The organism is Thiomonas sp. FB-Cd (genome assembly GCF_000733775.1).
Classification (GTDB): Bacteria; Pseudomonadota; Gammaproteobacteria; order Burkholderiales; family Burkholderiaceae_C; genus Thiomonas_A.
Window position 1 is genome coordinate 793,969 of record NZ_JPOE01000005.1, and the last position, 22,644, is coordinate 816,612.

22 protein-coding genes, 1 tRNA gene and 2 pseudogenes are annotated in these 22,644 nt (G+C 62.4%); 5 read left to right on the forward strand and 20 right to left on the reverse strand.

What is annotated here, in order from left to right:
- The first annotated feature begins 4 nt into the window (after positions 1 to 4).
- The gene (locus tag CD04_RS0117535) at positions 5 to 1,084 is read left to right on the forward strand and encodes an XRE family transcriptional regulator (protein WP_031409129.1); all 1,080 of its coding nucleotides are present in this window, start codon (positions 5 to 7) and stop codon (positions 1,082 to 1,084) included.
- Positions 1,065 to 1,574: a PIN domain-containing protein gene (locus CD04_RS0117540; RefSeq protein WP_031409132.1), complete on the forward strand. Its 510-nt coding sequence runs from the start codon at positions 1,065 to 1,067 to the stop codon at positions 1,572 to 1,574. Before CD04_RS0117535 ends, CD04_RS0117540 begins: the two co-directional genes overlap by 20 nt.
- A gap of 43 nt (positions 1,575 to 1,617) precedes the next feature.
- Here CD04_RS0117540 and CD04_RS23365 read toward each other — a convergent pair whose 3' ends face one another.
- The 11 genes and pseudogenes from CD04_RS23365 to ald form a co-directional block, all read right to left on the reverse strand.
- Positions 1,618 to 1,824, reverse strand: a complete 207-nt coding sequence (locus tag CD04_RS23365; RefSeq protein ID WP_231480682.1) for a Wadjet anti-phage system protein JetD domain-containing protein — start codon at positions 1,822 to 1,824, stop codon at positions 1,618 to 1,620.
- Between the two features lie 99 nt (positions 1,825 to 1,923).
- Positions 1,924 to 1,999: transfer RNA gene (locus CD04_RS0117550), tRNA-Phe, on the reverse strand.
- 102 nt (positions 2,000 to 2,101) lie between these two features.
- A complete protein-coding gene (locus CD04_RS0117555) occupies positions 2,102 to 2,785 on the reverse strand; it encodes a response regulator (RefSeq protein WP_031409136.1) in 684 nt (227 codons plus the stop codon).
- 27 nt (positions 2,786 to 2,812) lie between these two features.
- Positions 2,813 to 5,083 carry an ATP-binding protein gene (locus CD04_RS0117560; RefSeq protein ID WP_038168510.1) on the reverse strand — a complete coding sequence of 757 codons (2,271 nt, stop codon included), beginning with the start codon at positions 5,081 to 5,083 and terminating at the stop codon, positions 2,813 to 2,815.
- Positions 5,047 to 5,664: a DUF4390 domain-containing protein gene (locus tag CD04_RS0117565; RefSeq protein ID WP_031409140.1), complete on the reverse strand. Its 618-nt coding sequence runs from the start codon at positions 5,662 to 5,664 to the stop codon at positions 5,047 to 5,049. Before CD04_RS0117565 ends, CD04_RS0117560 begins: the two co-directional genes overlap by 37 nt.
- Before the next feature lie 9 nt (positions 5,665 to 5,673).
- Positions 5,674 to 7,056, reverse strand: coding sequence for a 16S rRNA (cytosine(967)-C(5))-methyltransferase RsmB (gene rsmB / locus CD04_RS0117570; protein ID WP_231480683.1), 1,383 nt, complete (start codon positions 7,054 to 7,056; stop codon positions 5,674 to 5,676).
- A 76-nt stretch (positions 7,057 to 7,132) separates the two neighbouring features.
- The gene (locus tag CD04_RS0117575; protein WP_031409145.1) at positions 7,133 to 7,597 is read right to left on the reverse strand and encodes a DsrE family protein; all 465 of its coding nucleotides are present in this window, start codon (positions 7,595 to 7,597) and stop codon (positions 7,133 to 7,135) included.
- 226 nt (positions 7,598 to 7,823) lie between these two features.
- Complete coding sequence (locus tag CD04_RS0117585) at positions 7,824 to 8,291, reverse strand: DsrE family protein (protein WP_031409147.1); 468 nt, start codon at positions 8,289 to 8,291, stop codon at positions 7,824 to 7,826.
- 53 nt (positions 8,292 to 8,344) lie between these two features.
- Positions 8,345 to 8,641, reverse strand: a complete 297-nt coding sequence (locus tag CD04_RS0117590; RefSeq protein ID WP_051849381.1) for a hypothetical protein — start codon at positions 8,639 to 8,641, stop codon at positions 8,345 to 8,347.
- A gap of 30 nt (positions 8,642 to 8,671) precedes the next feature.
- Positions 8,672 to 9,982 (reverse strand): annotated as a pseudogene (locus tag CD04_RS0117595) (glutamate-5-semialdehyde dehydrogenase); the annotation flags it as partial.
- Between the two features lie 299 nt (positions 9,983 to 10,281).
- Positions 10,282 to 11,421, reverse strand: coding sequence for an alanine dehydrogenase (gene ald, locus CD04_RS0117605; RefSeq protein ID WP_031409156.1), 1,140 nt, complete (start codon positions 11,419 to 11,421; stop codon positions 10,282 to 10,284).
- A 189-nt stretch (positions 11,422 to 11,610) separates the two neighbouring features.
- Between ald and CD04_RS0117610 the strand changes: the two genes are divergently transcribed.
- On the forward strand, positions 11,611 to 12,072 hold the full coding sequence (locus CD04_RS0117610; RefSeq protein WP_156030325.1) for an Lrp/AsnC family transcriptional regulator: 462 nt from the start codon (positions 11,611 to 11,613) through the stop codon (positions 12,070 to 12,072).
- Positions 12,073 to 12,093: 21 nt separating this feature from the next.
- Here CD04_RS0117610 and CD04_RS0117615 read toward each other — a convergent pair whose 3' ends face one another.
- Together CD04_RS0117615 and CD04_RS0117620 are read right to left on the reverse strand one after the other, a co-directional pair.
- Entirely contained in the window at positions 12,094 to 12,486 is a 393-nt protein-coding gene (locus tag CD04_RS0117615; RefSeq protein WP_031409160.1) for a hypothetical protein, read from the reverse strand.
- A 160-nt stretch (positions 12,487 to 12,646) separates the two neighbouring features.
- Positions 12,647 to 13,846 carry an ammonium transporter gene (locus tag CD04_RS0117620; RefSeq protein ID WP_031409163.1) on the reverse strand — a complete coding sequence of 400 codons (1,200 nt, stop codon included), beginning with the start codon at positions 13,844 to 13,846 and terminating at the stop codon, positions 12,647 to 12,649.
- An 813-nt stretch (positions 13,847 to 14,659) separates the two neighbouring features.
- On the opposite strand from CD04_RS0117620, the gene CD04_RS0117635 reads away from it, so the two are divergent.
- Positions 14,660 to 15,547, forward strand: coding sequence for a DMT family transporter (locus CD04_RS0117635; RefSeq protein ID WP_031409167.1), 888 nt, complete (start codon positions 14,660 to 14,662; stop codon positions 15,545 to 15,547).
- 57 nt (positions 15,548 to 15,604) lie between these two features.
- On the opposite strand, the gene rocF is transcribed toward CD04_RS0117635, so the two are convergent.
- From rocF to CD04_RS0117670, 7 genes and pseudogenes are all read right to left on the reverse strand, one after another.
- Complete coding sequence (gene rocF, locus CD04_RS0117640; protein ID WP_031409170.1) at positions 15,605 to 16,519, reverse strand: arginase; 915 nt, start codon at positions 16,517 to 16,519, stop codon at positions 15,605 to 15,607.
- 18 nt (positions 16,520 to 16,537) lie between these two features.
- Positions 16,538 to 17,458 carry a TIGR00730 family Rossman fold protein gene (locus CD04_RS0117645; protein WP_031409172.1) on the reverse strand — a complete coding sequence of 307 codons (921 nt, stop codon included), beginning with the start codon at positions 17,456 to 17,458 and terminating at the stop codon, positions 16,538 to 16,540.
- Between the two features lie 144 nt (positions 17,459 to 17,602).
- On the reverse strand, positions 17,603 to 18,130 hold the full coding sequence (locus tag CD04_RS0117650; protein WP_051849382.1) for a hypothetical protein: 528 nt from the start codon (positions 18,128 to 18,130) through the stop codon (positions 17,603 to 17,605).
- Between the two features lie 310 nt (positions 18,131 to 18,440).
- The gene (locus CD04_RS0117655; protein WP_156030326.1) at positions 18,441 to 18,860 is read right to left on the reverse strand and encodes a hypothetical protein; all 420 of its coding nucleotides are present in this window, start codon (positions 18,858 to 18,860) and stop codon (positions 18,441 to 18,443) included.
- Positions 18,861 to 19,050: 190 nt separating this feature from the next.
- Entirely contained in the window at positions 19,051 to 19,740 is a 690-nt protein-coding gene (locus tag CD04_RS0117660) for a hypothetical protein (protein WP_031409178.1), read from the reverse strand.
- 413 nt (positions 19,741 to 20,153) lie between these two features.
- Positions 20,154 to 20,324: a hypothetical protein gene (locus tag CD04_RS23910; RefSeq protein ID WP_156030327.1), complete on the reverse strand. Its 171-nt coding sequence runs from the start codon at positions 20,322 to 20,324 to the stop codon at positions 20,154 to 20,156.
- A 236-nt stretch (positions 20,325 to 20,560) separates the two neighbouring features.
- Positions 20,561 to 21,451: pseudogene (locus CD04_RS0117670) on the reverse strand (hypothetical protein); the annotation flags it as partial.
- Between the two features lie 135 nt (positions 21,452 to 21,586).
- Between CD04_RS0117670 and CD04_RS0117675 the strand changes: the two are divergent.
- A complete protein-coding gene (locus CD04_RS0117675; RefSeq protein WP_038168513.1) occupies positions 21,587 to 22,630 on the forward strand; it encodes a YncE family protein in 1,044 nt (347 codons plus the stop codon).
- Positions 22,631 to 22,644 lie beyond the last annotated feature (14 nt).

Sequence of the window (22,644 nt, forward strand, 5' to 3'; positions counted from 1 at the left end):
CGTCATGATTGCAGATCGCATTCGTCAAGCACGATTGGCGGCAGGCCTGACCCTGGGTGCGTTGGGCGAACAGGTGGGTGTTTCTCACACCGCCATCCAGAAGTACGAGAAGGGCCTGCTGACGCCATCGTCGACTCAGCTACTCAAGCTGGCCCGCGCCTGCGGCATCCGGACCGAATACTTCTTTCGCACGCATACGGTTGAACTGCTGCAGCCCGAGTTCCGCAAGCTCTCGACCTTTGGCAAGACGGCGCAGGATGCGCTGAAGATCAAGGTCGTCGAGTTGGTGGAAAAGCGCGTGGAGTTGCTCGGCGCATTTCCCGAACTGCCGTTCCCGGCGTTTGCACCGCCCGCGAATCTGCCTGAGCACATCACCTCGCTGGATGAGATCGATGCGTTCTCGGATTCGGTCCGCAACGCTTGGCAGTTGGGGCTGAATCCGATTGCTGACCTCACCGACACCCTCGAAGGCCTTGGCTTGCTGGTCATCGTGGTAGATGAGGAGAACCCGGGCTTCTCTGGCTTGACGGCCAAGGCACGGACCGAAGATGGCCGGGAGTATCCGGTCGTGGCGGTTTCCAAGCGCTGGCCCGGTGATCGGCAGCGGTTCACGCTGGCGCATGAGTTGGGGCACCTGCTGCTCGAAGGACGACTGGCTGACGGCATCAACGAAGAGAAAGCCTGCGACCGGTTCGCCGGTGCCTTCCTGGCTCCGGGTGTCGCGGTATTGCAGTTGCTTGGGGCACAACGCCATGCGCTGGAATGGCAAGAGCTGTATGTGCTCAAGCACGAGTTCGGTCTGTCGATGACCGGATGGCTGCAGCGCGCCAAACAGTGTGGCGTGATCACCGAGGCCGCTCACCTCTCTATGTTCAAGCGGTTTTCGGCCAAGGGCTGGCGCAAGACCGAGCCTGGCCAGCCACTGCCGCAAGAGCATCCACGACTGTTTGATCAGTTGGTGTACCGCGCCTTGGCCGAGCAATACATTTCCGAAGGCAAGGCGGCGGAATTGCTGGGCATCCCGATGATGCGCTTCCACAAAGAACGCCAGCTGGAGTCATCGGATGCGGTTGCTCATCAGTGATGCGAACATCTTGATCGATATGGAAGCGGGAGCGTTGATGGAGACGCTCTTCCAGCTTCCGATGCAGTTCGGCATCCCTGATCTGCTGTACTACGAAGAAATTGAACCGGGCAGCCCTGGCCTTGAGGACCTGGGCTTGCAGGTCATGGAGGTCAGCGGCGACTTCGTGGCGTATGCCGAGCAGTTGCCAGGCCAGCACAACCATCTGCTTCCCGCTAAAAACGGTCCCAAGCCCAGTCACAACGACTACTTGGCGCTGGCGCTTGCGAAGCAAGAGACTTGCACTTTGCTGACCGGCGACGCCAATTTGCGGATTGTTGCCAACAAGGAGCAGGTCAACGTCATGGGCACCATCGGGCTGCTGTGCGCCATGATCGAGAACCAGCTGCTGTCAGTCGACGACGCCTTCAAGGCACTTGACCGCATGAAATCAGGCAAGCGACGGCTGCCCTGGCCGGAAGCCGAAAAAGTGCTGAAGGCGCTGCGTTGATCAGGTTCTGCCATCGGCAGGCAACCATTGCGGGCCAGTGGCTTTAGGCCAATGTCCGCTGCAACACGCTCCATGCGGTAGCCCAGTCGATCCGCTCCTGCTCCAAGCGAACGTTTTGCCCCCAGCGCTGCTGCTTGAGATCCCGATAGAGTTGCTGCTCTGGCTCCGTCAGTAGCGTCAGTTCCGTTGCCGGATGCTGCGCCAATTCATCCACCCACAGCGCCTTGTGTTGCAGCAAGGTGTCACACACAGGACCCCGGTCGCACACGCAGAATGTGCGGGAACCCCGCGTGGCATGCGGGAAGCACAAATGAAAACGCCCAACTGAGAACAGTTGGGCGTTGAATTTTGGTGGCCAGGGACGGAATCGAACCGCCGACACGCGGATTTTCAATCCGCTGCTCTACCGACTGAGCTACCTGGCCGCAATGACATTGCACACGGGTTGGGGCGCTGAGCCTCCCGATCGGCACACCCAATCAGGTGCGCCTGCAAATAAAGCTCGCAATCATAGCAAACCAGCGGGCTCACGTTTGGGATGGACCATCTTCCGACGTTGATGGTTGGGCGAGCGCGCCTTTGCGGCCCGACCGACCCCAGTCCACGCCGAGTTGCTTGAGCTTGCGATACAGGTGCGTGCGCTCCAGCCCGGTCTTGTCCGCCACCCGGGTCATGCTTCCACCTTCGCGTGCGAGGTGAAACTCAAAGTAGGCGCGCTCGAAGTCATCGCGTGCTTCGCGCAGCGGGCGGTCGAGGGGAAACGATTGCTCAGCGATCAGCGGTGGTGGGGGCTCAGGCACTGCCTTGACTGCGGGAGGTGCGACGAGGTCTGCGCGAGATTTGGGCGCTGGCTTGCTCAAGCCTTGCTCGACGGCCCGCAGCAGTTTTTGCAGGGCGATCGGCTTCTCAAGAAAAGCCATCGCGCCGATGCGCGTGGCCTCCACAGCGTTGTCGATCGTTCCATGGCCAGACATCATGATCACGGGCATCGTCAGCTGGCCCGCTCCGGCCCACTCCTTGAGCAGCGTCACGCCGTCGGTGTCGGGCATCCAGATGTCGAGCAGCACGAGATCAGGCTGGTACTGCATGCGTATCTCACGGGCCTGCTGGGCGTTCTCGGCTGCCTCCACCGTATGGCCCTCATCGCTCAATATTTCGGACAACAGATCGCGAATGCCGATTTCGTCGTCCACAACCAGAATGCTTGCCATACGCTCAAAGGGTTCCGAAGTTTGCTGTCATGCAACGCCGTCTGGCGTTGGGCATGTCACAGCGGGAAATATAAGGGATACACGAGCCCCGCCAGATAAGGTCGCCGAGGCCAGATTTTGCACCTCAACGCGTGCATGATGCTCCTCAGCGATTTTCTTCACCACCGCCAACCCCAAACCAGTGCCGCGCAGCTTGGTTGTCACGTAGGGCTCGAAGGCACGCGACAGCACTTTATCGCTGAAACCGGGGCCGCTATCTTCCACCGACAGGCGCACACGCTGCGCGCCGCTGGTCGGCGAACGGTAGGTTTCGGTGCGAATGCTGACCTCGCGCCGCGCCTGACCGGCTACCGCATCGAGTGCATTTTGCAGCAGGTTGTGAATGACCTGGCGCAACTGCGTGGCATCCCCCTCGATACAGGGCAGTTGTGGCGCGAGCTCAGCGCGCACGATCGGCGCATCTTCGCCGTGAGGCGCGTCGCGCGCGCTCATGCCGCTGTAAAGATTCAGGACATCCCCCACCAGGCTGTTGAGGTCCATTGACGCAAGCTGAGTGGCCGGTGTACGGGCGTAATCGCGGAACTCATCGACCATGCGCCGCATGGCGGTGACCTGATTGACGATTGTGGTCGTGGCACGACCGAGCATCTCACGATCAGCGCCTTCGAGTTTGCCAGCCAGCTTCATCTGAAGGCGCTCGGCGGACAGCTGAATGGGGGTCAGTGGATTCTTGATTTCATGCGCCAGGCGCCGTGCCACCTCACCCCACGCCAGGGAGCGCTGCGCCGAGATGAGTTCGCTGATGTCGTCAAACACGACCACCGCCGCCCCTTGCCCGGGCAGCGCGAGGCGCGCCCCGCGCACGAGAAGGTTGAGCGCCGTTTCACTTCCCGGCGGGACGTAGTCGATCTGCTTGAGCCAGTGGTCGGCGCCACCACTGCCCATGAGTTCCTGGAACGCCACCTCAACCGCCGCCGCGAAGGGCTCAAGGCTTTCGACGCGATCGATGGGTGTGCCAATGCACCCCTGTAGCGGCACACGCAAGACGCGTGTGGCGCTGGGGTTTGCCAGGGTCAGGCGCATGCCATCACCCAGCACCAAAACACCCGCCGAAAGATTGTCCAGCACGCTTTGCAAGTACGCGCGCGATGCCTCAAGAGCCTGCCGACTGGTTTCCGCCTGCTGACGCGCCTCTGCCAGCTGCGCCGTCATCTCGTTGAATGAACGCGTCAGCGTGCCGAGCTCGTCTGCCGACTGCAACTCCGGGCGCGGTCGCAGATCCCCTCCGGCGACGGCCTTCATCCCGTCGGCCAGCAGCAGCAGGGGACGTGCAAGCTGGTTGCCCAGCAGCACGGCCATCAAGACGGCGGCGAACACGGCGAGAAAAAGGGTCAAGGTCAGCGTGGAGATGTACATGCGCCGCAGCCCCTCGCGCCCCAGCGCGCGCTCCTGGTACTCGGCGTAGGCGCGTTGCACCTCGAGTGCGCTGTGCGTGATCGCCGATGGCACGTTCTGCACCAACATCAAGTAGCGCTGGTGCCCCGGCAACAGAAGGCTGTGCGAAGGCAGTGGCACGACCACGCGCAGCTTCAGATTTTGGCCGCCCGCGGCCACCCCGTCGTCCCCCCCCTCCACGCTCGCCAATTGCCCAATCAGGCGCAGCTGGCGCATGGACTCTGCGCCCGGCAGATCTGGAATGAGTGCGAAGGGGTTCCCGCCTGCCGTCGCCAGGACGTTGCCGTTGCTGTCAAACACAGTGGCCTGTTCAGCGCCGATCTGCTGCAGCAACTGCTCGAGTTCGATGGGAGCAACGCCACCATGCCCATCACCGAGCTGCCCAGCCACGTTACGGGCCTTGGTCTGGAGATCCGCAAGCAACACGTCCAGTGTCGTGCGCCCAAGATTGAGGCCCGAGTCGAGGGCGCGCTCGACTTTCACGTCGAACCAGGTTTCGATGCTTCGCGCGACAAACTGGTAGGAGACGACATAAATCACGACGCCCGGCAGCACCCCGACCAATGTGAACACGATCGCGAGTTTGAACAACAGCCGGCTGCCGAAACGGCGCCTGCGAAGCCGCCAAAGCAGGCGCATCGACAACCCAAGAATGAGCAGCAACAGCAGCCCGGCGACGGCAATGTTGATCCAGTACAGTGCGCCGAAATAGGGGTTGATCGCTTGAGTGTTCTTGGTGGACACCGCAAGCAGAAAAACCAGGAAGACCACCAGCGGCAGACCCAGCGCCAGCGCCGTCCAGGCTGCTACCCGGGTGATGCGGTTGACTGTGGAGGGTTCCATACGAAACTGGTGGGCGGAAAGTCAGCCTGGAGCTGCCAGTCCGCCTGTGAGCCAACGTTGATCTGAAACGGGCGCGGAAGCTGGGACAAGTCCAGCTCGAAACTTCCCTGCAGCTGGTAGGTCAGACCCACGTGAAGATCCTTCGCCTCGGCGACCTTCAGATGCAGCACATGCTGGACATGGTTCAGCGCCTCCTCAAGCGTGCTGTAATTTTTCTGCAAAGCGCCTGTGGACACACGATACGTCTCCAAAAGCGGCTGGTAGATCAGGCGGGTGAGCATCTGTGCGCTTGCGACCTTCTGGTCGAACCACCACCAACGCCCGCGTACGACGCTGACCTGAGTGAGAAAATACAACGGGATGCCACGATGCAGCGCGTCTTCCAGCGCGCGCGGCAGGGCGAACACCACGGTGGCGCTTGCATACAGGCCATCGCTATCTTGCTCAACGCTGAGTGGCTGGGCGTCCACCGTAGCGGCACGGACCGTTGCGCACGGCAACCATAGCGGGGCGGTCGCGGCCAGGCCCAGTGTGATAAGCCCGCGGCGGCGTGCGGGATCAGGGACCTGCGGTGGCGTCATGCGTGGGCGTCATGCATCAGCGCGCTTTGCGAAAAGGGCATAAAAGAAACCGTCGCGCTCTGGCGACGTGCCGGGAAGGATTTGCCCAGGCGCAGCCAATGCTAGCGCATCGGGATGCCGCAGCAGAAAGGCCGCCGCCTGCTCACTGCCTTCTTCCGGAAACACAGAGCAGGTGGCATACAGCAGGCGTCCACCTGGTGCAAGCAGGGGCCACAGCGCGTCCAGCAGCACGGTTTGCTGCGCGGCGAGTTTTGTGATGTCGGACTCCTGCCGCAGCCAGCAGATGTCCGGATGACGACGCACGATGCCTGAGGCGCTACAGGGCGCGTCGAGCAAAATACGGTCAAACGGCACGCCATCCCACCATTGCGCGGGATGTGCGGCGTCCGCAGTGGCAACGCGCGCCGCGGGCAAGCGCAGTCGCGCCAGGGTCCCGCTAATGCGTGCGGCGCGCGCAGCGTCCTGGTCGAGCGCAAGCACATTGCACTCGGCGAGCTCCAGGACATGAGCGGTTTTGCCCCCCGGTGCTGCGCAGGCATCAAGCACTCGCATGCCGGGCTTCGCGTCGAGCAAGACAGCCGCGCGCTGCGCCGAAACATCCTGAACGCTGACTGCGCCCTCATCGAACAGCGGCAGCTCTTGCACGGGCACAGGGGTGCGCAGCACGAGGGCCTGTTCAAGACCGGACGACTCGGGCGCATCACCATCGAGTGCCCGGGCCCGCAGCAGCGCCGCATAGGCGTCGCGCGTGCCCCAGCGCGCGTTGACCCGCAGGGTCATCGCCGGACGCTGTGCAGCCGTGTCCAGCACCTCGCGCCAGCCCTCTGGGTAAGCGGCACGCAGATGGGCAATCCACCATGCCGGATGGTTGAAACGCGCCACGTCTTGCTGCAGCACCTGGGCCAGCAAGCGGTCCCTGCTGGCCTGAAGCCGCCGCAGCAGCGCGTTCACGAGCCCGCGTGCGTGGCGCGTTCCCGGGCGCAGTGCGCAAGCCTGCACGGCTTCGTTCACCAAGGTGTGGTCAGCATAGGGATGCGGCTCGGATGGGCTGCTCAGCAGCGCCATGGCGACGAGGACCAGATGTTCCAGTTCGGCCGGCTTGATGCGCTTGGGGTGCAGGGCCTCCAGCAGCGCGCGAGAGCGGCCAAGGCCACGCAGCGCCTCGAAACTCAGCGCCTGCGCCGCTCCACGTTGGTCCGGGGTCCAGGCCTGTGCCAGCGCCAAGCGCGGCAAGGCCGAAGCCAGCGACTGGCCCTGTACAACACAACCGAGAAGATCGGCTGCAGCGCGGAGATCGCGGTGCAGTGGCCGACGCTTCGTCGTGGAGCCGCCGGGATCGCCGGGTTGCGACCCAGCGGGGATGCCGGGAGTTCGTGCAGTTGGAGTTTTCACGCGGCGCGATGATGCACCGCGTCATGATGCCGCGTCAACCCGGGCCGCATGATCGATTGGGCAGATTGCGCATCCCTCAGGGGCATAAATAGGCGTAACCGTCGCGGTACTGCAGATTGGCCGCCTCGGCAACGCCCGAGGGCACGATGGTGGCGTCGATGATCACCTTGTCCTTGGAGATGCCGCGGTTGCTCAGCGTGTTGTTGCAGACGCGAAACGAAACGCCCTTGCTGGCCAGATCCCCGATATTGCCAGCGTACTCGGCGCCTTTCGCATCCTTCGCGCCACTGAGCATGAAATCGATGCCCGCGCCGTTGCCCACGACGACGATCTTGGCCGTGGGGTCCGCGGAGAGGTGGTTGCGCACATTGCCCAAAGCCCGCGAAGCCTGTGCGTCTCCCTGCGTGATGTGATAGACCACCTTCACCGGCCCTTCCTTCTCGGCCCTGCCTGCGGCATGGGCTGTGGTCGTGAAAGCTGCAGCGCCCGCGGCTGCCGAAGCCAGCAGAACCTTGCGGCGGGGGGATTTAATGGATGTCATGCAATGTCTCCTCGTGTTGGTGTGCGCATCGGGCCAGCATGTGCGCAAACCCCACATGCCATGGCAACCTCGACTGGTTGCTGCGATTGATGATGCGTGAGTTCGCCCGCAAACGCAACCGGGTGTAACGCGCATGTTCTGCCGCGGGGATGGAAAGACCGGGACACGCAGCCGCAAGCCTTCCTCATGCCTTGCCGCTGCGTGCCGCATCGATCAAGCAGATCGCTCAGGGCTTGATGTAGTACCAGCCCTCGGACTGCAGCTTGACCAGCTCATAAACACCAGCTGGCACGATGGTGGCTTCGAGGATCAGCCTGTCCTTCGGAATATTGAGGAAAGTCAGCGTGTTATTGCAGGCCTTGAACTGCACACCCTGGTTGGCCAGATTGCCGATCATGCCCTCAAACAGTGCCCCCTGAGGAGTCTTTGCACCGTTGAGCAGGAAACCGATGGCATTACCGTAGCCGACGACGATGAACTGCATCTTCGGGTCAAGTTCGAGGACGTTCTGGACGTTGATCAGCCCCTCATAGGCCTGCTCCAGACTGTCGCTGATTTGCATGACCACCTTCCACGGCTCGCTGGAGATGGGCTTGGCCGGTACGGGCCCCTGGCTTTGCGCCTGAGCCCGGGTGGTGACACCCAGACCTGCCAGCCCTGCTCCAAGGAGTTTGATGCGATCACGCGGGTTCATGCTGTGTACTCCAGGTAGACAAATGCGACAAGCCAGAGGTGATTTGCCCGGCGCTATGCGGACGCGTCCTCGCGCACCATATGGACGCTGAGCCGGTGCAGGCCCAGGCGCTGCCGACGGGCCAGCGCCCGGTAGGGCCAATACCCGATGAGCGTGGCGAACATCAGTGCCAGGGCATTGAACAGGACAGCGCCAAGGAACAGCCCCAGGACCTGCCCTGCCGCAAGCTGGCGCCAGTAAATCCCCACGGCAATGGCCGAGTTGACGACGCCCACACCCATGCCGATCGCCGCCATGATGCGCAGCAACGTGGGAAGTGTGAGGATGCCAGTGATGTGTTGGGGAGTCATGGGCCGATCGGCGGGTGTGGGGATGGTGGCTCAGCTGCGGATTTCGCCCTCGCCCAGGACCATCCATTTCTGGCTTGTCAGCCCCTCCAGGCCTACCGGGCCGCGGGCATGGAACTTGTCGGTGGAGATGCCGATCTCGGCACCGAGTCCGAATTCAAAGCCATCGGAAAAGCGCGTGGAGGCGTTGACCATGACGGTGGCTGAGTCCACCTCCCGCAAGAAGCGCATCGCGTGCGCATGGTTGGTCGTGAGAATGGTATCGGTGTGCTGCGATCCGTAGCGATTGATGTGGGCAATGGCCTCGTCCACATCCCGCACGATCTTGATCGAGATGATGGGCGCAAGATACTCGGTGCTCCAATCTTCCTCAGTGGCGTCGCGCAGCAGCGCGGCCGCGCCGGGCACGGCCTGGAGCAAAGCACGGCTTTGCGGGCAACAACGCATCTCCACGCCCTTGTGTGCGAACACGGCGCCGATGCGCGGCAGGAATGCCGCAGCCGACGCACCCGCCACCAGGAGCGACTCGGCTGCATTGCAGGGACTGTAGCGCTGGGTTTTGGCGTTGTCGGTGACCGTCACGGCCATGTCGAGGTCGACTTCGGCGTCGACATAGACGTGGCAGTTCCCGTCCAGATGCTTGATCACCGGAACACGTGCCTCGGCACTGATGCGCTCGATCAGACTCTTGCCGCCGCGCGGAATGATCACATCCACATACTGTGGCATGGTGATCAGCGCCCCGACCGCAGCGCGATCCGTGGTGGACACGAGCTGCACGGCGTCCGGCGGCAGATCGGCCTCCACCAGCGCCAGCGCAACGAGCGCAGCCAAGGCACGGTTGCTATGGATGGCCTCCGATCCCCCGCGCAGGATGACGGCATTGCCGGATTTGATGGCCAGCGATGCCGCCTCGATCGTCACGTTGGGGCGACTCTCGTAAATCATGCCGAAGACCCCGAGCGGCACGCGCATCCGACCCACGGTGATGCCACTGGGGCGTCGTCGCAAATCGGTCATCTCGCCAATGGGGTCAGGCAATGCGGCCACCTGCTCGCAGCTCTGCGCCATCTGCGCAATCACCTTGTCCGACAGCATCAATCGGTCAACGAAGGCTGGGTCCAGTCCCGCGGCGCGCGCCGCGTCCACGTCGTGCGCGTTGGCCGCGCGCAAGTCAGCGGCCTGGGCACGGATCATCCCCGCCAGAGCCTGCAGCGCGGCATTCTTCGCAGCGGTGCTGGCGCGCGCCATACCGCGCGAGGCGGCGCGAGCGCGGACGCCGAGATCGATGACCAAGGCGTGTGTGGAATCGGTGGCAAGCGACATGGCATTATTTCGAGAGGGTCCGCCATTGTCGCAAACTGCAGCCCACTTCGGTGCCGTGGCGCGCGCGTGCCAGCACGCGAATCGTCGAAGCCCATCGCAAAACTGGACCGCGCGCTCAACACGATCCGCCATACCGCCTTGCCGCGCAGGCCTCCGAGCCCTTGTGCGCGCTCGCCATTCCGCGCCAACATCCGGCGCGACAAATCATGACTCGCAACGCGCAGGGAAAGCCGCTTGGGTGCGCACGATAAACAGCAAAACACGTTCGGGCACCCCTGCTGGCCTGCGGCCGCGGGGGCAGTGCCTTTGCTCGGCATTCAGGCCGCGATCGCCTCCACCGCCTTGCCGAGCACTTTGGCGATCGGGGTGTAGGGAAGATTCAAAGCCTGTGCCACTGCAGGGTGCGTGATGCGCCCGGCCTGAACGTTCAACCCATGACCCAGATGCGCATCCTCGGCGCAGGCCTGTTTCCAGCCCTTGTTCGCCAACGCCAGGGTAAACGGCAGGGTGGCGTTGTTCAGGGCATAGGTGGACGTGCGTGCAACGGCGCCCGGCATATTGGCGACGCAGTAGTGCACGATGCCGTCCACCACGTAAGTGGGCTCGTCGTGGGTGGTGGCATGCGAGGTGCTGAAGCATCCTCCCTGGTCAATGGCGACATCCACAATCACAGCGCCAGGGCGCATGCGGGCGAGCTGCTCGCGACGGATGAGCTTGGGCGCAGCCGCGCCTGGCACCAAGACCGCGCCCACGATCAGATCGGCCTGGGTGACGGCCATATCCAGCGCGTGAAGGGTGGAGTATTGGGTGTTGACGCGCCCATCGAAGAGTTCGTCGAGTTGGCGCAGACGCGGCAACGATTTGTCGAATACGGTAACGCGCGCACCCAGCCCGACGGCCATGCGCGCCGCATGGGTGCCCACGGTGCCACCGCCAATGACCACAACATCGCCCGGCGCCACGCCAGGCACGCCACCCAGCAGCACGCCACGCCCGCCGCTTGCCTTTTGCAGCGCGACTGCACCCACCTGGATGGCCATGCGCCCGGCCACCTCACTCATCGGCGCCAGCAGCGGCAGACCACCGTGGGCATCGGTGACGGTTTCATAGGCTATCGCAGTGCAGCCGCTTTGCAGCAACAAGCCCGCCTGGTCCGGGTCCGGAGCCAGGTGCAGATAAGTGAAAAGCACCTGATCCTGACGCAGCATGCGGCATTCATCGGGCTGCGGCTCCTTCACCTTGACGATCATCTCAGCCTGGGCGAAAACACTCGCCGCGTCGGATGCGATTTGCGCGCCCGCGGCTTGGTACGCCGCATCGTCTGCGCCGATGCCGGCTCCTGCACCCGTCTGCACCAGGACCCGATGGCCGTGGTGCGTGAGTTCACGCACGGCGTCGGGTGTTAGACCGACACGGTATTCGTGCACCTTGATTTCCTTGGGAACGCCGACATGCATGAGATTGCTCCTGTTGATCACTCGTTATGCGCCGCTGTCTTCGCATGGCGCCACGGTAGAAGTATCGGCCTGATCGCGCGCAACGCGGTTGCAAGATCGGTACGAACTTTCCCGAAGTTACGCACGATTTGATTGATTAAAAGGAAAACGTTGGCTTCTAATTGCGCATAATTCCATTTTTGCGCGCGAATGATTGAACTCGACCACCATGACCGCGCCATCCTCGGCATCCTGCAAACGGACGCGAGCGTGGCCAACGCCACGCTCGCGGATCGGGTTGGGCTGTCTGCCTCGGCCTGCCTGCGCCGTGTGCAGCGCCTTGAGCGCGATGGGGTGATCGCGCGCGTGGTTGCGCTGCTCGACGCCTGCGCCATCGGCCGGGCCACCACGGTATTCATTGAAGTGACACTGGATAGTCAGCGCGAGGAAGTCCTGGGTGCGTTTGAACGCGCCGCCGCTGGCTGCCCCGACATCCTTGAATGCCACCTCATGGCTGGAGATTTCGACTACCTGCTGCGCATTGCGGTCAATGGCCCGCAGGAGTACGAGCGCCTGCACAAGCAGGAACTCTCGCGCCTGCCCCACGTGGTGCGGATCAAGAGCAGCTTTGCGCTGCGCACCGTGGTCAAGCGCACGGACTATCCACTTTGAGCGCCGCGGCGCACGCGCCGCTCAGTGCGTGAGGCGGCGCATGATGTGCACGTAGTAGCCAATGCGCGCCGCACTTTGCTCCAACCCGGCGCGGCTGTGCTCCACCATGAACAGCTCCTCCACCGCACCCCCACGCGCGTGGACGCGCCCGCTCAAGCGATACGTCGCGCGGGCCGGCAATTGCTCGCCTGCGACGAGCGCGATATAGCCTTGGCCGTCATCGTCAACGACGATGGCGTCAAATCCATGCGCCTCGGCCACGGCCTGGATGGTCACAGGCTCAAGCCTGCACATGCCCAGATGGTCGATGTAAACCTGCGCGATGCGCGCCAAGCGATCCGCGGCTGCGGGGTCGTTCAAAGCCAGGCTGGCGCCTGCCACGCCAACGCTCTTGGATGAAATCGTCTGGGCCATGATCTGTGTCCTTCGCTGCTGTTGGGAACCCGGCGAGCGGCTCTCATGGCCGATCACCCTGGTCCGCACTTTAGGAAGGACGTGAGCAGACGTCCGTGAACGATTTCACGAAAACGCTGAAAACCTTCGGGGCCGTGCCGGCAGCCCCGCTACACCCGGCTCACCAGCTCACCTCCCGCTCGGGCGTCGACGTGATCTTGTGAATGGACAGGTCCGCCCCTTCGAACTCGGCCTCCGCATCCAGTCGCAGGCCAAGCGTCAGCTTGAGCACGCCGTAGACGACGACGCCGCTGAGCAACGCCCAGCCCACGCCGGCTAACGTGCCCACGACCTGCGCCCAGAAGCTCACGCCGCCGATGCCCCCCAGCGCGGTCTGCCCGAAGATGCCCGCAGCGATGCCCCCCCAGGCACCGCACAAGCCATGCAGCGGCCACACGCCCAGCACATCATCCACACGCAGCCGGTTTTGGGTTAGCGTAAACATCGTCACAAATAGCCAACCGGCCACGGCGCCTGTGATCAGTGCCCCGACCGGATGCATGATGTCCGAGCCCGCGCACACGGCCACAAGACCAGCCAAAGGTCCGTTGTGCACGAAACCAGGGTCGTTGCGCCCAGCCACGAGCGCGGCAATCGTGCCGCCCACCAGCGCCATGAGCGAGTTCACCGCCACAAGCCCAGAGATCTTGCTGATGTTCTGTGCGCTCATGACGTTAAAGCCGAACCAACCGACGATGAGAATCCACGAACCCAGCGCAAGAAAGGGAATGCTCGATGGCGGATGCGGGTTGACCCGACCGTCCCGGTAGCGCCCCCTTCGCGCACCCAGCAGCAGCACGGCTGGCAGCGCAATCCAGCCTCCCATCGCATGCACCACCACGGAACCTGCGAAATCGTGGAACTCGGCACCAAAGACGCCCTGGAACCAGGCCTGGACGCCGAATCGCTCGCCCCACACAGCGCCCTCGAACAGCGGGTAGGCCACGCCGACGATGGCTGCTGTGGCGATGAGCTGAGGCCAGAACTTGGCCCGCTCGGCAATCCCACCCGACACGATGGCCGGAACTGCCGCAGCGAAAGTCAGCAGGAAAAAGAATCGGGTGAGCGCGAAGCCGTCATCGAGCTTAAGCTGGGCTGCCGGCACGAAGAAATGCACGCCATAGGCAATGCCGAAGCCGACGAAGTAGTAGGCCAACGTCGCCACCGAAAAGTCGGTCAGGATTTTGACCAGGGCGTTGACCTGGTTTTTTCTGCGCACCGTGCCCAGCTCCAAAAAGGCAAAGCCGGCATGCATGAAGAGCACCAGAATGGCGCCCAAAAGGAGAAACAACACGTCGCTGCTTTGTTGCAGGGCTTGCATCGTAGGGAACTCCGGAATGTAAATTCAGTGCACCATGATTGGGACGTTATCCTTCCAGATGCAAGCAATAAACGTTCCAAAAGCGTGCAAGCGCACCAAAACGGTCCGGCTTGGGAGCAATTCACTGGGGGTTCGCCGAGAAATGACCACCATCGAAGCGTCCGGGACCGCCTTTGCACGCATCAACGCAGTGCGCGCCCCATACAAATGCCCTATTCTGGTGCGTTATGGCGCCCCGTTTTGGCGCATGCGAAGGGCGCCCGGGAAGCCGGCCTGCGTTGGCACCGCTCCCTTCGTGTGTTGCGGGATCGCACCGGACAGGACGCGCAGGAACCGCATTCGATCGGTCACATGGTGCGCGCAGCGCTTGCGGCCCGAAGGCGCATCAGTTCGCGCCGGTGCGGTGCGTTTATGGCGCGGCGCGCCGGCAATTAATCTTTATCCGTTTGGGGCGGACGAAGAGTGCGGCGAAGGGCTAACGCCAGCCCCACCACCAAACTCAGTGCAGCCACACCAATCAGATACACGAAAAAGGGATACACAGACATGGCTCAATGCAATTTCTCGGCGCGCGTTACTCATCCGGTGGACGTCGCGGCGCCCACCACTTCAAGGCGGCATTTGCGCTCAGGCCGCCCACATCACTGAGTTCCAAATGGCGCACTGAAGTTCAACGCCTATGCGCTCGTCTCACGCACCGCGGATCCATCCATGCGGGCCCTCCTCCATTACCCACTCCATGATGCAAACACTGATGTGCTGCAAGATCGTGTTCAAACTTGAGCTCTGCGTCATCAAACGGACTCTTTGCTGATGCGCCCCGTCTCTTCGCGCACGTCGCCCCTGTTGGCTTTGGTCGCGCTTACGCTGATCTGGAGCAGCAACTGGATCGTGATGAAACTGGCCATGCTGTACAGCGGGCCATTCGAGTTCTCCGCGCTTCGCTATGCCGGCGGCACCGCAGCGCTTTTCCTGGTTCTGCGCCTGCGCGGTGAAAATCTGGCGCCGCCGCCACTTGTCCCAACCCTGGTCATCGGTCTTGCGCAGACCACTGGTTTCACGGCCCTGGCCCAATGGGCCCTCGTCCAAGGCGGGGCGGGCAAGACCGCCCTCCTCGTCTACACCATGCCGTTCTGGACCGTGCTGCTGGCCTGGGCTTGGTTACGCGAACGCCTGCGCGCCACGCAAATCGCCAGCCTCGTGCTCGCAGCCTTCGGTCTGCTACTGATCATGCAACCGTGGAAAGCCCATGTCGATCTGCGAAGCGCGGGGCTTGCCGTCGCCGGCGGGGTGAGCTGGGCCATCGGCACGGTGGCAGCAAAGCGCCTTTTCGTGCGCCAAGGCACGGTGCTGTCGCCGCTGCGCCTGACGGCATGGCAAATGCTGACTGGCACGGCCTTTCTCATCGCGCTGGCGTGGTTCGTACCGGAGCGGCCCGTGAGCTGGGCCCCCGGCTTCATTGCGGCGCTGGCCTTCAACATTGTTCTGGCTTCAGGGGTGGCGTGGACTCTGTGGCTTGTCGTGGTGCAACGCCTGCCAGCCGGCATCGCGGGACTCTCGAGCCTGGCGATACCGGTAACAGGCGTCCTGCTGGCATGGGGCCTGCTGGGCGAACGACCGGACGCGGCTGAGGGCTTGGGCATGGTCGTCGTCGCCGCAGCCCTGGTCCTTTTGTTGCGAGCGTCGAGCCGCCGTCGGTGAGCCCGACGTGACTCCGCCGCATGTGCGTCAGCCATGCAGCAGGCGCACGGCGCTGCCTCACGGCCGCATGAGGGTGGACTTGCCAAACAGGCTCTCGATCAGGTCCACCGCCACCTCCGCCGTCCTGTTGCGCAGATCGAAGGCGGGATTGATCTCCATCACGTCCAACGAACCCAGGCACCCCGTATCGCAGATCATCTCCATGCACAGTTGCGCCTCACGATAGCTCGGCCCACCGCGCACCGTGGTGCCCACCCCGGGTGCAATCTCGGGGTCGAGAAAGTCGACGTCAAAGCTCACATGCAAATGGGTATCGCTGTCCAACCCCGCCAGTGCCATATCCATCGTGGCTCGCATGCCGTGCTCGTCGATGAAGCGCATATCGAACACCTCGGGGCCCACGCGGTGGACCAGTTGCTTTTCGCCCGGATCCACGCTTCGAATCCCGATGAAGCGCAGCCAGGCCGGCTCAATGGCGGGCGCGGCGCCGGAGAACTCGAGCAACTCGCGCGGGCCGTGACCGCACAGGCAGGCTGCAGGCATACCGTGCACATTGCCACTTGGCGTGATGGCGCTGGTATTGAAGTCCGCATGCGCGTCCAACCACAGCACGCGCAGACGGCGACCGCGAGCGCGGCAAGATGACGCCACGGCGCTGATGGAACCAATGGCCAAGCTGTGGTCGCCCCCCAGCACAATGGGCAATTGGGAAGCACTCAGTGCATCGGTCACTGCATCGAACACAGCACGATTCCAGGCCGCGACTTCGGGCAGGTGGCGCCATCCATTCACGGGCGGTTGCCAGGGATTTCCTGGGCCCTGCAGGTTACCTGCATCCATCACATGCAGACCCAAGGTCCGCAGCGCCTCGCACAAACCCGCCACGCGCAGGGCTTCCGGGCCCATGGACGCTCCACGCGCGCCCGCCCCAATATCCGTGGGTGCACCAATCAGTCGAACCGGCTTGCTCATTGCCGCCCGCTCCCCGTCTCAGCCGTTGGCAGGCGGAGCATCGTCGGCCACGCCACCGGCATTGCTCGCAGCGTTCAAGCCAAATTCCTCGCATAGAAGGTCCCATGCCTCCTCGGCCGTTTCCACAAAGTGAAAAAGCCCCACATCCTGCGCAGCAATCATCCCGGTTTGCACCAGGTGCTCGAAATCAATCAGCCGTGTCCAGAATGCCCGGTCAAACAACAGGATGGGGCGCTTGCGCACCTTCCCGGTCTGTGTGAGCGTGAGGACTTCAAAGAGCTCATCCAGGGTGCCAAAGCCTCCGGGAAAGCAGACCAGCGCAACCGATCGCATCAAAAAGTGCATCTTGCGCAATGCGAAATAATGAAACTGAAAGCAAAGCTCAGGCGTGATGTAAGGATTGGGCTGCTCCTCGCGCGGAAGCGTAATGTTCAACCCGATGCTTTGGCCTCCAACCTCGAACGCGCCGCGGTTGCCCGCCTCCATGACGCCAGGCCCGCCCCCCGTGACAACCATGATGGGCTGCTCCAGGTTCCTGGACGCCTGCGTCACCAGCGCCGCGAAGCGTCTGGCCTCCTCGTAGTGCCTGGACATGAGCACGCCTTGCCGGGCGCGCGCAATGGCCTGAGCGTCGCCATCGGCCTCGGCCTGACTCAGTCGGTCCTGCGCCAGATCGGGCGGGGCGATGCGCGCGCTGCCGAAGATCACGATCGTGGCCTCGACCCCGTACTGCCGCTGCACCATCTCCGGCTTGAGCAGCTCGAGCTGCATGCGAACCGGGCGCAGATCATCCTGCAGCAAAAATGCCGTATCCGTGAAGGCGAGGCGGTAGCTGCTCTCTGGCCCGGCGTAGCGCGACGGCGTCTTGAGCTTTGCTGCCTCTTCCTGAGCCGATGGGAAATTACGATCGGCGAGGTGTGGTTTGCGTTTCTTGTTCATGCCATGAGCGTAGCGCGATCGTGGGCGATGGCGTCAAACCCTTGGCGGCGCCCAAGTCGCGGCGCAAGCGCCAGCCGCAAAAGACGAGGCGCAGCCGCCCCACCGGGCCTAGTGGCCGCCCATGTGCAAAGCTCTGGCGCAAGGTCAATGAGCCACCGACGGCAATTGATGCCCCATGGCCGCACCCTTGGACAGAGCCGTGAGATAGACAACCAGATCGACCATCTCCGGACTGTCGTAGCCGGGGGGCTGACCCATAATGCCGGCCCGCACGCAGTGCACGATCTGGCGCTCGAGTGTGTAGACGGAGTGCGTTTTGGCCTTGAACTTGGGATAGTTGGACGCCGCCCCAATGAGACTGGGCAAGTGCGCACCCGACGGCGTCACGCCTTCCGTCAGGCCTCCGCTAGTGTGGCAGGCAGCGCAGCTCATCAGGTGGCTTCCAAACGCGCCAGCGGGCACCCAGGTCTGTTTGCTTCCGAAGCTGTCCTGCGCAAAAATCTTCGCGCCATCTTGCACGGCCTGCTCCATCGTGGTGGCCGGCCGCACGCGCATGGGCCCAGCCTTGGGAGGAACCGCGGCAAAGGCGTTTCCAGCACTGGCCATCAGCGCGACGGCAAAAGCCACACCACACAGGTTGGCCCACGCTGGGCGAAAAGTTGCTTGCTTCATCACGGGCGTCTCCAGATTGAATGTCGATGGCCTCGGCGCGCAGCGCTTGCCTAGCAAGCCGCCGCCTCAATGCATTTTCGGGCCACGCGCCCGCCTTGCCTAGCAATCCGGCGGTCACAATCGTTGCAAGGTGAAACGGGCGCTCCTGCCCTGGGGCATTTCCGCCAGGTTGTGGAGATTGTGGGGATTCGGGGTAGGCGCTGTGGCGATTGTGCCGATCAGGGGTGTGGACTGTGGGGATTGTGGTGATCGGGGGTAGGCGCTGTGGGGATTGTGGTGATCCCCCGCCCCCGCCCCGACCTGCCGTCGGCTATTCCGGCTTCGGCGTCGGCTCGACCCCCGTCTCAACCGCTTCCGCTTGCGTTCCAGCATCAAGCTGCCGGTGGTAGTTCCCGGCACCTTCCAGGCCCCTCCAGGATTGCGATCGTCGCGCGTACTTCGTTGCCGAGTTGCTCCCAAGTGAGAGCTTCACCTCGTCGAGCGACATGACCCGTTTGGCGTTGGCGGCAAACTGGTGGCGGAATGAGTAGAACGAGTACAGCTTCTCGTCCTCCCAGATTGACTTGCAGACGCGTTGCAGATATTTCGTGCATGCCTTCTGGTATTTATCGAAACCGTCCTCGCCCTTGGCGTGTTCGCGCTCGACATTTTCCAGGTGGCGGCTCACGATGTCCAACTCATCGCCTTCGAGTTCCAGTGTTCTGTGTTCGATGATGTGTGCGATCGGCATTTCGCCCATCGCCTTAATGATAATGTCGTCGGCCTCGTAGACATTCTTGACGTCGCGCCCACAATTCGCCTGGCCATAGCCATGCGCTCGAATGCGGCGATATGCCGGTGCGTTTTTGCGCGTCGCGTATGAAGCTTGCCTTCCCAGTCCAGTTCGGACTGGTTCCACTCAACAGGTCTTAATCCTGTGATCATGGTTGCCCGTGCCCAAAGCATGGTTCCGGATCCTTTTTCTCCGCGATCTTGCAGCTCACGGAGAATGGTTTTGAGATCAGCCCGTCCAATTCCTTTTTCCGAGACCTTTTTCTTTGGGCCCGTATGCTCCATCGGAAGGTTTGAGTCGAAGATTGTATTCGGCCTGTGCTTTTCTGGGAAAGGGCAGCGATCGCCTCGATGTATTCGCTCATCTCGCCGGCATCACCAAGGGCTCTGAGTTGAATGTTCATCTCGGACATCAGTGCAGTGCGGTACCTTGCATAGCTTGGTTTTGAATAACGTCCAGCCATCGTATCGGCGATAAAGTGCTCGATAATCTGTGGCATCGTGATGGCGGTCTCGACCTCAGGATCACCCTTGGCGATTTCGTTAATGGCGCGCCGCTGGACGATGTCGAAGATTTCCATATTGCGGGCTCGCGTCGTGGATCGGATCGTATTCTCACCCTCCCAGTTCTCCTCGAGCATTTTTACGCTCGCGCGGTATTTGGACGATCTCCTGACGTTGGTGGCGTTGCCGTCCTGGATTGGCGGCAGGCCGCCTTCGAAGCCGGGCGAGGCCTCGCGCGGGTCGATGGCTTGACCCGAGGGTGGGTTGGGTTGATGGACGCCTTCTGTGCTGTTGCTGTCGAAAAAGGGGAGATCGGGCGCTGTATTTTTTTTCATGGCTTCAACTTTATTTCTGTTGAATGGTAGAAGGTAGGAGACAATTCAGTGTCGCTTGTCCGAACGACAAGGGACACTTTGGGGTGTCGCTTGTCATAGTGACAGGAGACAAAAATGAGGTTTTGATTGAAAAGCGTTGAGAGCGATCTGAAAAGGAGGGTGACCTTATGTCCCTTGTCGAGCAAACAAGAGACATTCAGGCGTCCCTTGTCGTTCGGACAAGCGACGTATGCCATGTCCCCTGTCGTTCGGACAAGAGACATTGACGAGCATGCCAAGCGGTTGTTGTTGTTTGGTGATCACGGCTGCCGTAGAAGGCTAAAGACTTGAATGGAAAGGTATAAGCGATGCAACCATGTCCCTTGTCCGAACGACAACGGACATGGCGAGCCATCTTTCGGCGCCCGCCCATGTCAGCGCATGAATCGGCTGAGCCCACTTCCACCGCCTTGGCTGAGTGTGATGATGCCGCCGTCCTGTCCGAGTCCGGCATCGGGCCCCTCCGCGGCTTCTTGAGCCTCCTGCGCACCATGTTGGTGCGGAGCGGGATTGGCTGCCGCGGGCTGCTGGCCTGGCTCGATCAAGGGCGCTTCCCCGCGGGTTGGCGTGGGCTCCGGAGACCCCTCCGGCTCCCCCTTGCTCAGCCCGGTCGAGGGCCCTTTCGATAAGCATTATCGATAATAGATTAGGGGGTAGAGAGTCCTGGTTTCCGGCAATTTTGAAGCGTTCCAGATCACGGTAAAGTTCGGGCCTGGATAATTCGCTGACATAGACCGCCGCATGGATCTTGATATACCTGACTTTATCGCGTTTGCTCACCTCAAGCCCCTTCCTGCGCCCGGCGCATGGTTTCCTCTCCGGAGAGGAGGAAACCCGTGACATTCCCGAAAATGCCGAGTCTGGAATCGATCACCGGGACATTCGGCAATTTGCCTCGGAGATACTCGACATCATACTCCGGGTGGCCTCCGGCGACGACGATCATCTGGACGCGATCGAGCATATTGCCGACCCGGGTTAACACGAGGTCGACGGAATCACCGGCGGCCGCCTTGGCGTTTTTGACGTAATCGACGGTATCGATGCGCGTGCCGGCCACGTAAATCGGCTTCTTCTGGAGTATGGCCCTATTCATATCGACCCGCGAGCCCCATTTGATGGTGATGCCTGTCTCGCGTTCCATACGCTCGGCGACATGCGGCATAATGTGCATGCGGCCATGACAACCCTCGGCTCCGCTGGCGTCCTGAATGACGACGCCGTCCTGGTAGACGATCCAGTCCATGGTTTCCTGTCCGGGGTCCATGACCATAATCGGCATGCCGACAAGGTCGGACACGTCTTTAATCGGGTCACGCCCCACACGGCGGAATTCGGCGTTGATCTTGCTGGTGAATTCGCCGAGCAGCAGATAACTGCCAAGTGGCTTCGGCAGGACGCTGACCTCGCCGATGGAGAAGGTTTTGCCGCCGACGCTTAGGGTGCGGTTCCTGTATTTTGACTTGAGGTACTCGGCGGGCTTGCTCTGCAGATAGTGCGACACCGGCAGGCCCAGCACGAGAAGCTCGGTGTCCTGCACGCTCGCATCAAAGATGGCGCCGGCCGTGAGGGCCTCATACTTGGGTGTGCGGTAGCAGGCGTCCGAGAAGTCGGCGCCGAATTCCTGCCCGACGATGACGCCGCGCCCGACCCGGTCGTGGTTGCCGCCGGCGCTGACGCGGGCGACAACCCGCGCGGCGGTCGAGCCTCTTGGCGCTCAAGAAAAATGTCGCCGCAAGTCAACAATCCGGGGGGCGGCTGCGTTAAAGTCACTGTCTCTCGTTTTTCCGCAACTGCGGAGACCGCCATGCGTCGCCAGTTTCTCAAAGCCGCGGCCTCTGCCGCTCTTGTGCCTGCTTTTGCGCGGGCCATACCCGCATGGGCTGCAACTCGGCCGTCTGACGTGGTCGTCGTGCTGAACTCGGGCGACGAGACGATCACCCTGATTGACCAGGCCACCCGGCAGCCGCTGCAGACGTTTCCGGTTGGCAAGCAACCGCATCACTTGATGGCTACGCCAGACAATAAGTTGCTGATCGTGGCCAACGCGGTCGGGAACGACCTGGTGTTTCTCAACCCGGTGAGCGGACAGCCCGAAGGGACGCGCCCGGGAATCGAAGACCCCTACCAGATCGGCTTTTCGCCTGACAAGAAGTGGTTTTTGACCAACTGCTTGCGCCTGAACCGGGTGGACATCTACAGCTATGCAGGTGGGCGTGCCTTGCAGCTCGTCAAGCGCATGCCCCTGGAAGCGCTGCCCAGCCATATGGCGTTCACTGCCGACAGCCAGATCGTCTTCGTCAGTTTGCAGCAGACGAATGAAGTGGCGGCCATCCACTTGCCCACCCAGGCCCTGCTTTGGACCATGAAGGTCGGCGAAACCCCGGCTGGCGTCTGGCTCACCCCGAAGGACGAGACACTGCTGGTGGCACTCACCGGATCGAACGCAGTGGTGGCGGTGGACTGGCGCCGGCGCAGCATCATCAGGCGCATCGTGACGGGCGATGCCGCGCACAACTTTCGCTCGCTGGCTGACGGACGCCATGTGCTCGTAAGCAACCGCGTGTCAGACACCATCAGCATTTTGGACATGCAGGCTCTGGCCAAGGTCGCCGACATTTCAGGTCTGCGCCCGGGGCCCGACGACATGGAGCTCTCCGCCGACCGCCGGTGGCTGTGGACAACCTTTCGCTTCGACCGCGGTGTGGGCGTGATCGACATGCAAACGCGCAAGCTCGTCGACGTGATTGGGGTGGGAAAGTCGCCACACGGAATCTACTTCTACGACCGCGCACCCTTCTACGACAACTTGCCGCCCGAGCTGCAGGTGCACGCGCCACGCGCCGCCTAAATCCACCAACGCCG

Excerpts from the sequence above, each read along its gene's own strand:
- CD04_RS0117675 (WP_038168513.1), top strand. The coding sequence starts at position 21,587 with ATGCGTCGCCAGTTTCTCAAAGCCGCGGCCTCTGCCGCTCTTGTGCCT.
- CD04_RS0117615 (WP_031409160.1), bottom strand. The coding sequence starts at position 12,486 with ATGGCCCAGACGATTTCATCCAAGAGCGTTGGCGTGGCAGGCGCCAGC.
- ald (WP_031409156.1), bottom strand. The coding sequence starts at position 11,421 with ATGCATGTCGGCGTTCCCAAGGAAATCAAGGTGCACGAATACCGTGTC.
- CD04_RS0117585 (WP_031409147.1), bottom strand. The coding sequence starts at position 8,291 with ATGAACCCGCGTGATCGCATCAAACTCCTTGGAGCAGGGCTGGCAGGT.
- CD04_RS0117660 (WP_031409178.1), bottom strand. The coding sequence starts at position 19,740 with ATGAAAAAAAATACAGCGCCCGATCTCCCCTTTTTCGACAGCAACAGC.
- rocF (WP_031409170.1), bottom strand. The coding sequence starts at position 16,519 with ATGAGCAAGCCGGTTCGACTGATTGGTGCACCCACGGATATTGGGGCG.
- CD04_RS0117590 (WP_051849381.1), bottom strand. The coding sequence starts at position 8,641 with ATGACTCCCCAACACATCACTGGCATCCTCACACTTCCCACGTTGCTG.
- CD04_RS0117565 (WP_031409140.1), bottom strand. The coding sequence starts at position 5,664 with ATGACGCCACCGCAGGTCCCTGATCCCGCACGCCGCCGCGGGCTTATC.
- CD04_RS0117650 (WP_051849382.1), bottom strand. The coding sequence starts at position 18,130 with ATGAAGCAAGCAACTTTTCGCCCAGCGTGGGCCAACCTGTGTGGTGTG.
- CD04_RS0117620 (WP_031409163.1), bottom strand. The coding sequence starts at position 13,846 with ATGCAAGCCCTGCAACAAAGCAGCGACGTGTTGTTTCTCCTTTTGGGC.
- CD04_RS0117555 (WP_031409136.1), bottom strand. The coding sequence starts at position 2,785 with ATGGCAAGCATTCTGGTTGTGGACGACGAAATCGGCATTCGCGATCTG.
- CD04_RS0117635 (WP_031409167.1), top strand. The coding sequence starts at position 14,660 with ATGCGCCCCGTCTCTTCGCGCACGTCGCCCCTGTTGGCTTTGGTCGCG.
- CD04_RS0117535 (WP_031409129.1), top strand. The coding sequence starts at position 5 with ATGATTGCAGATCGCATTCGTCAAGCACGATTGGCGGCAGGCCTGACC.
- CD04_RS0117610 (WP_156030325.1), top strand. The coding sequence starts at position 11,611 with ATGATTGAACTCGACCACCATGACCGCGCCATCCTCGGCATCCTGCAA.
- CD04_RS0117560 (WP_038168510.1), bottom strand. The coding sequence starts at position 5,083 with ATGGAACCCTCCACAGTCAACCGCATCACCCGGGTAGCAGCCTGGACG.
- CD04_RS0117645 (WP_031409172.1), bottom strand. The coding sequence starts at position 17,458 with ATGAACAAGAAACGCAAACCACACCTCGCCGATCGTAATTTCCCATCG.
- CD04_RS0117540 (WP_031409132.1), top strand. The coding sequence starts at position 1,065 with ATGCGGTTGCTCATCAGTGATGCGAACATCTTGATCGATATGGAAGCG.
- CD04_RS0117575 (WP_031409145.1), bottom strand. The coding sequence starts at position 7,597 with ATGACATCCATTAAATCCCCCCGCCGCAAGGTTCTGCTGGCTTCGGCA.
- CD04_RS0117655 (WP_156030326.1), bottom strand. The coding sequence starts at position 18,860 with ATGCCGATCGCACACATCATCGAACACAGAACACTGGAACTCGAAGGC.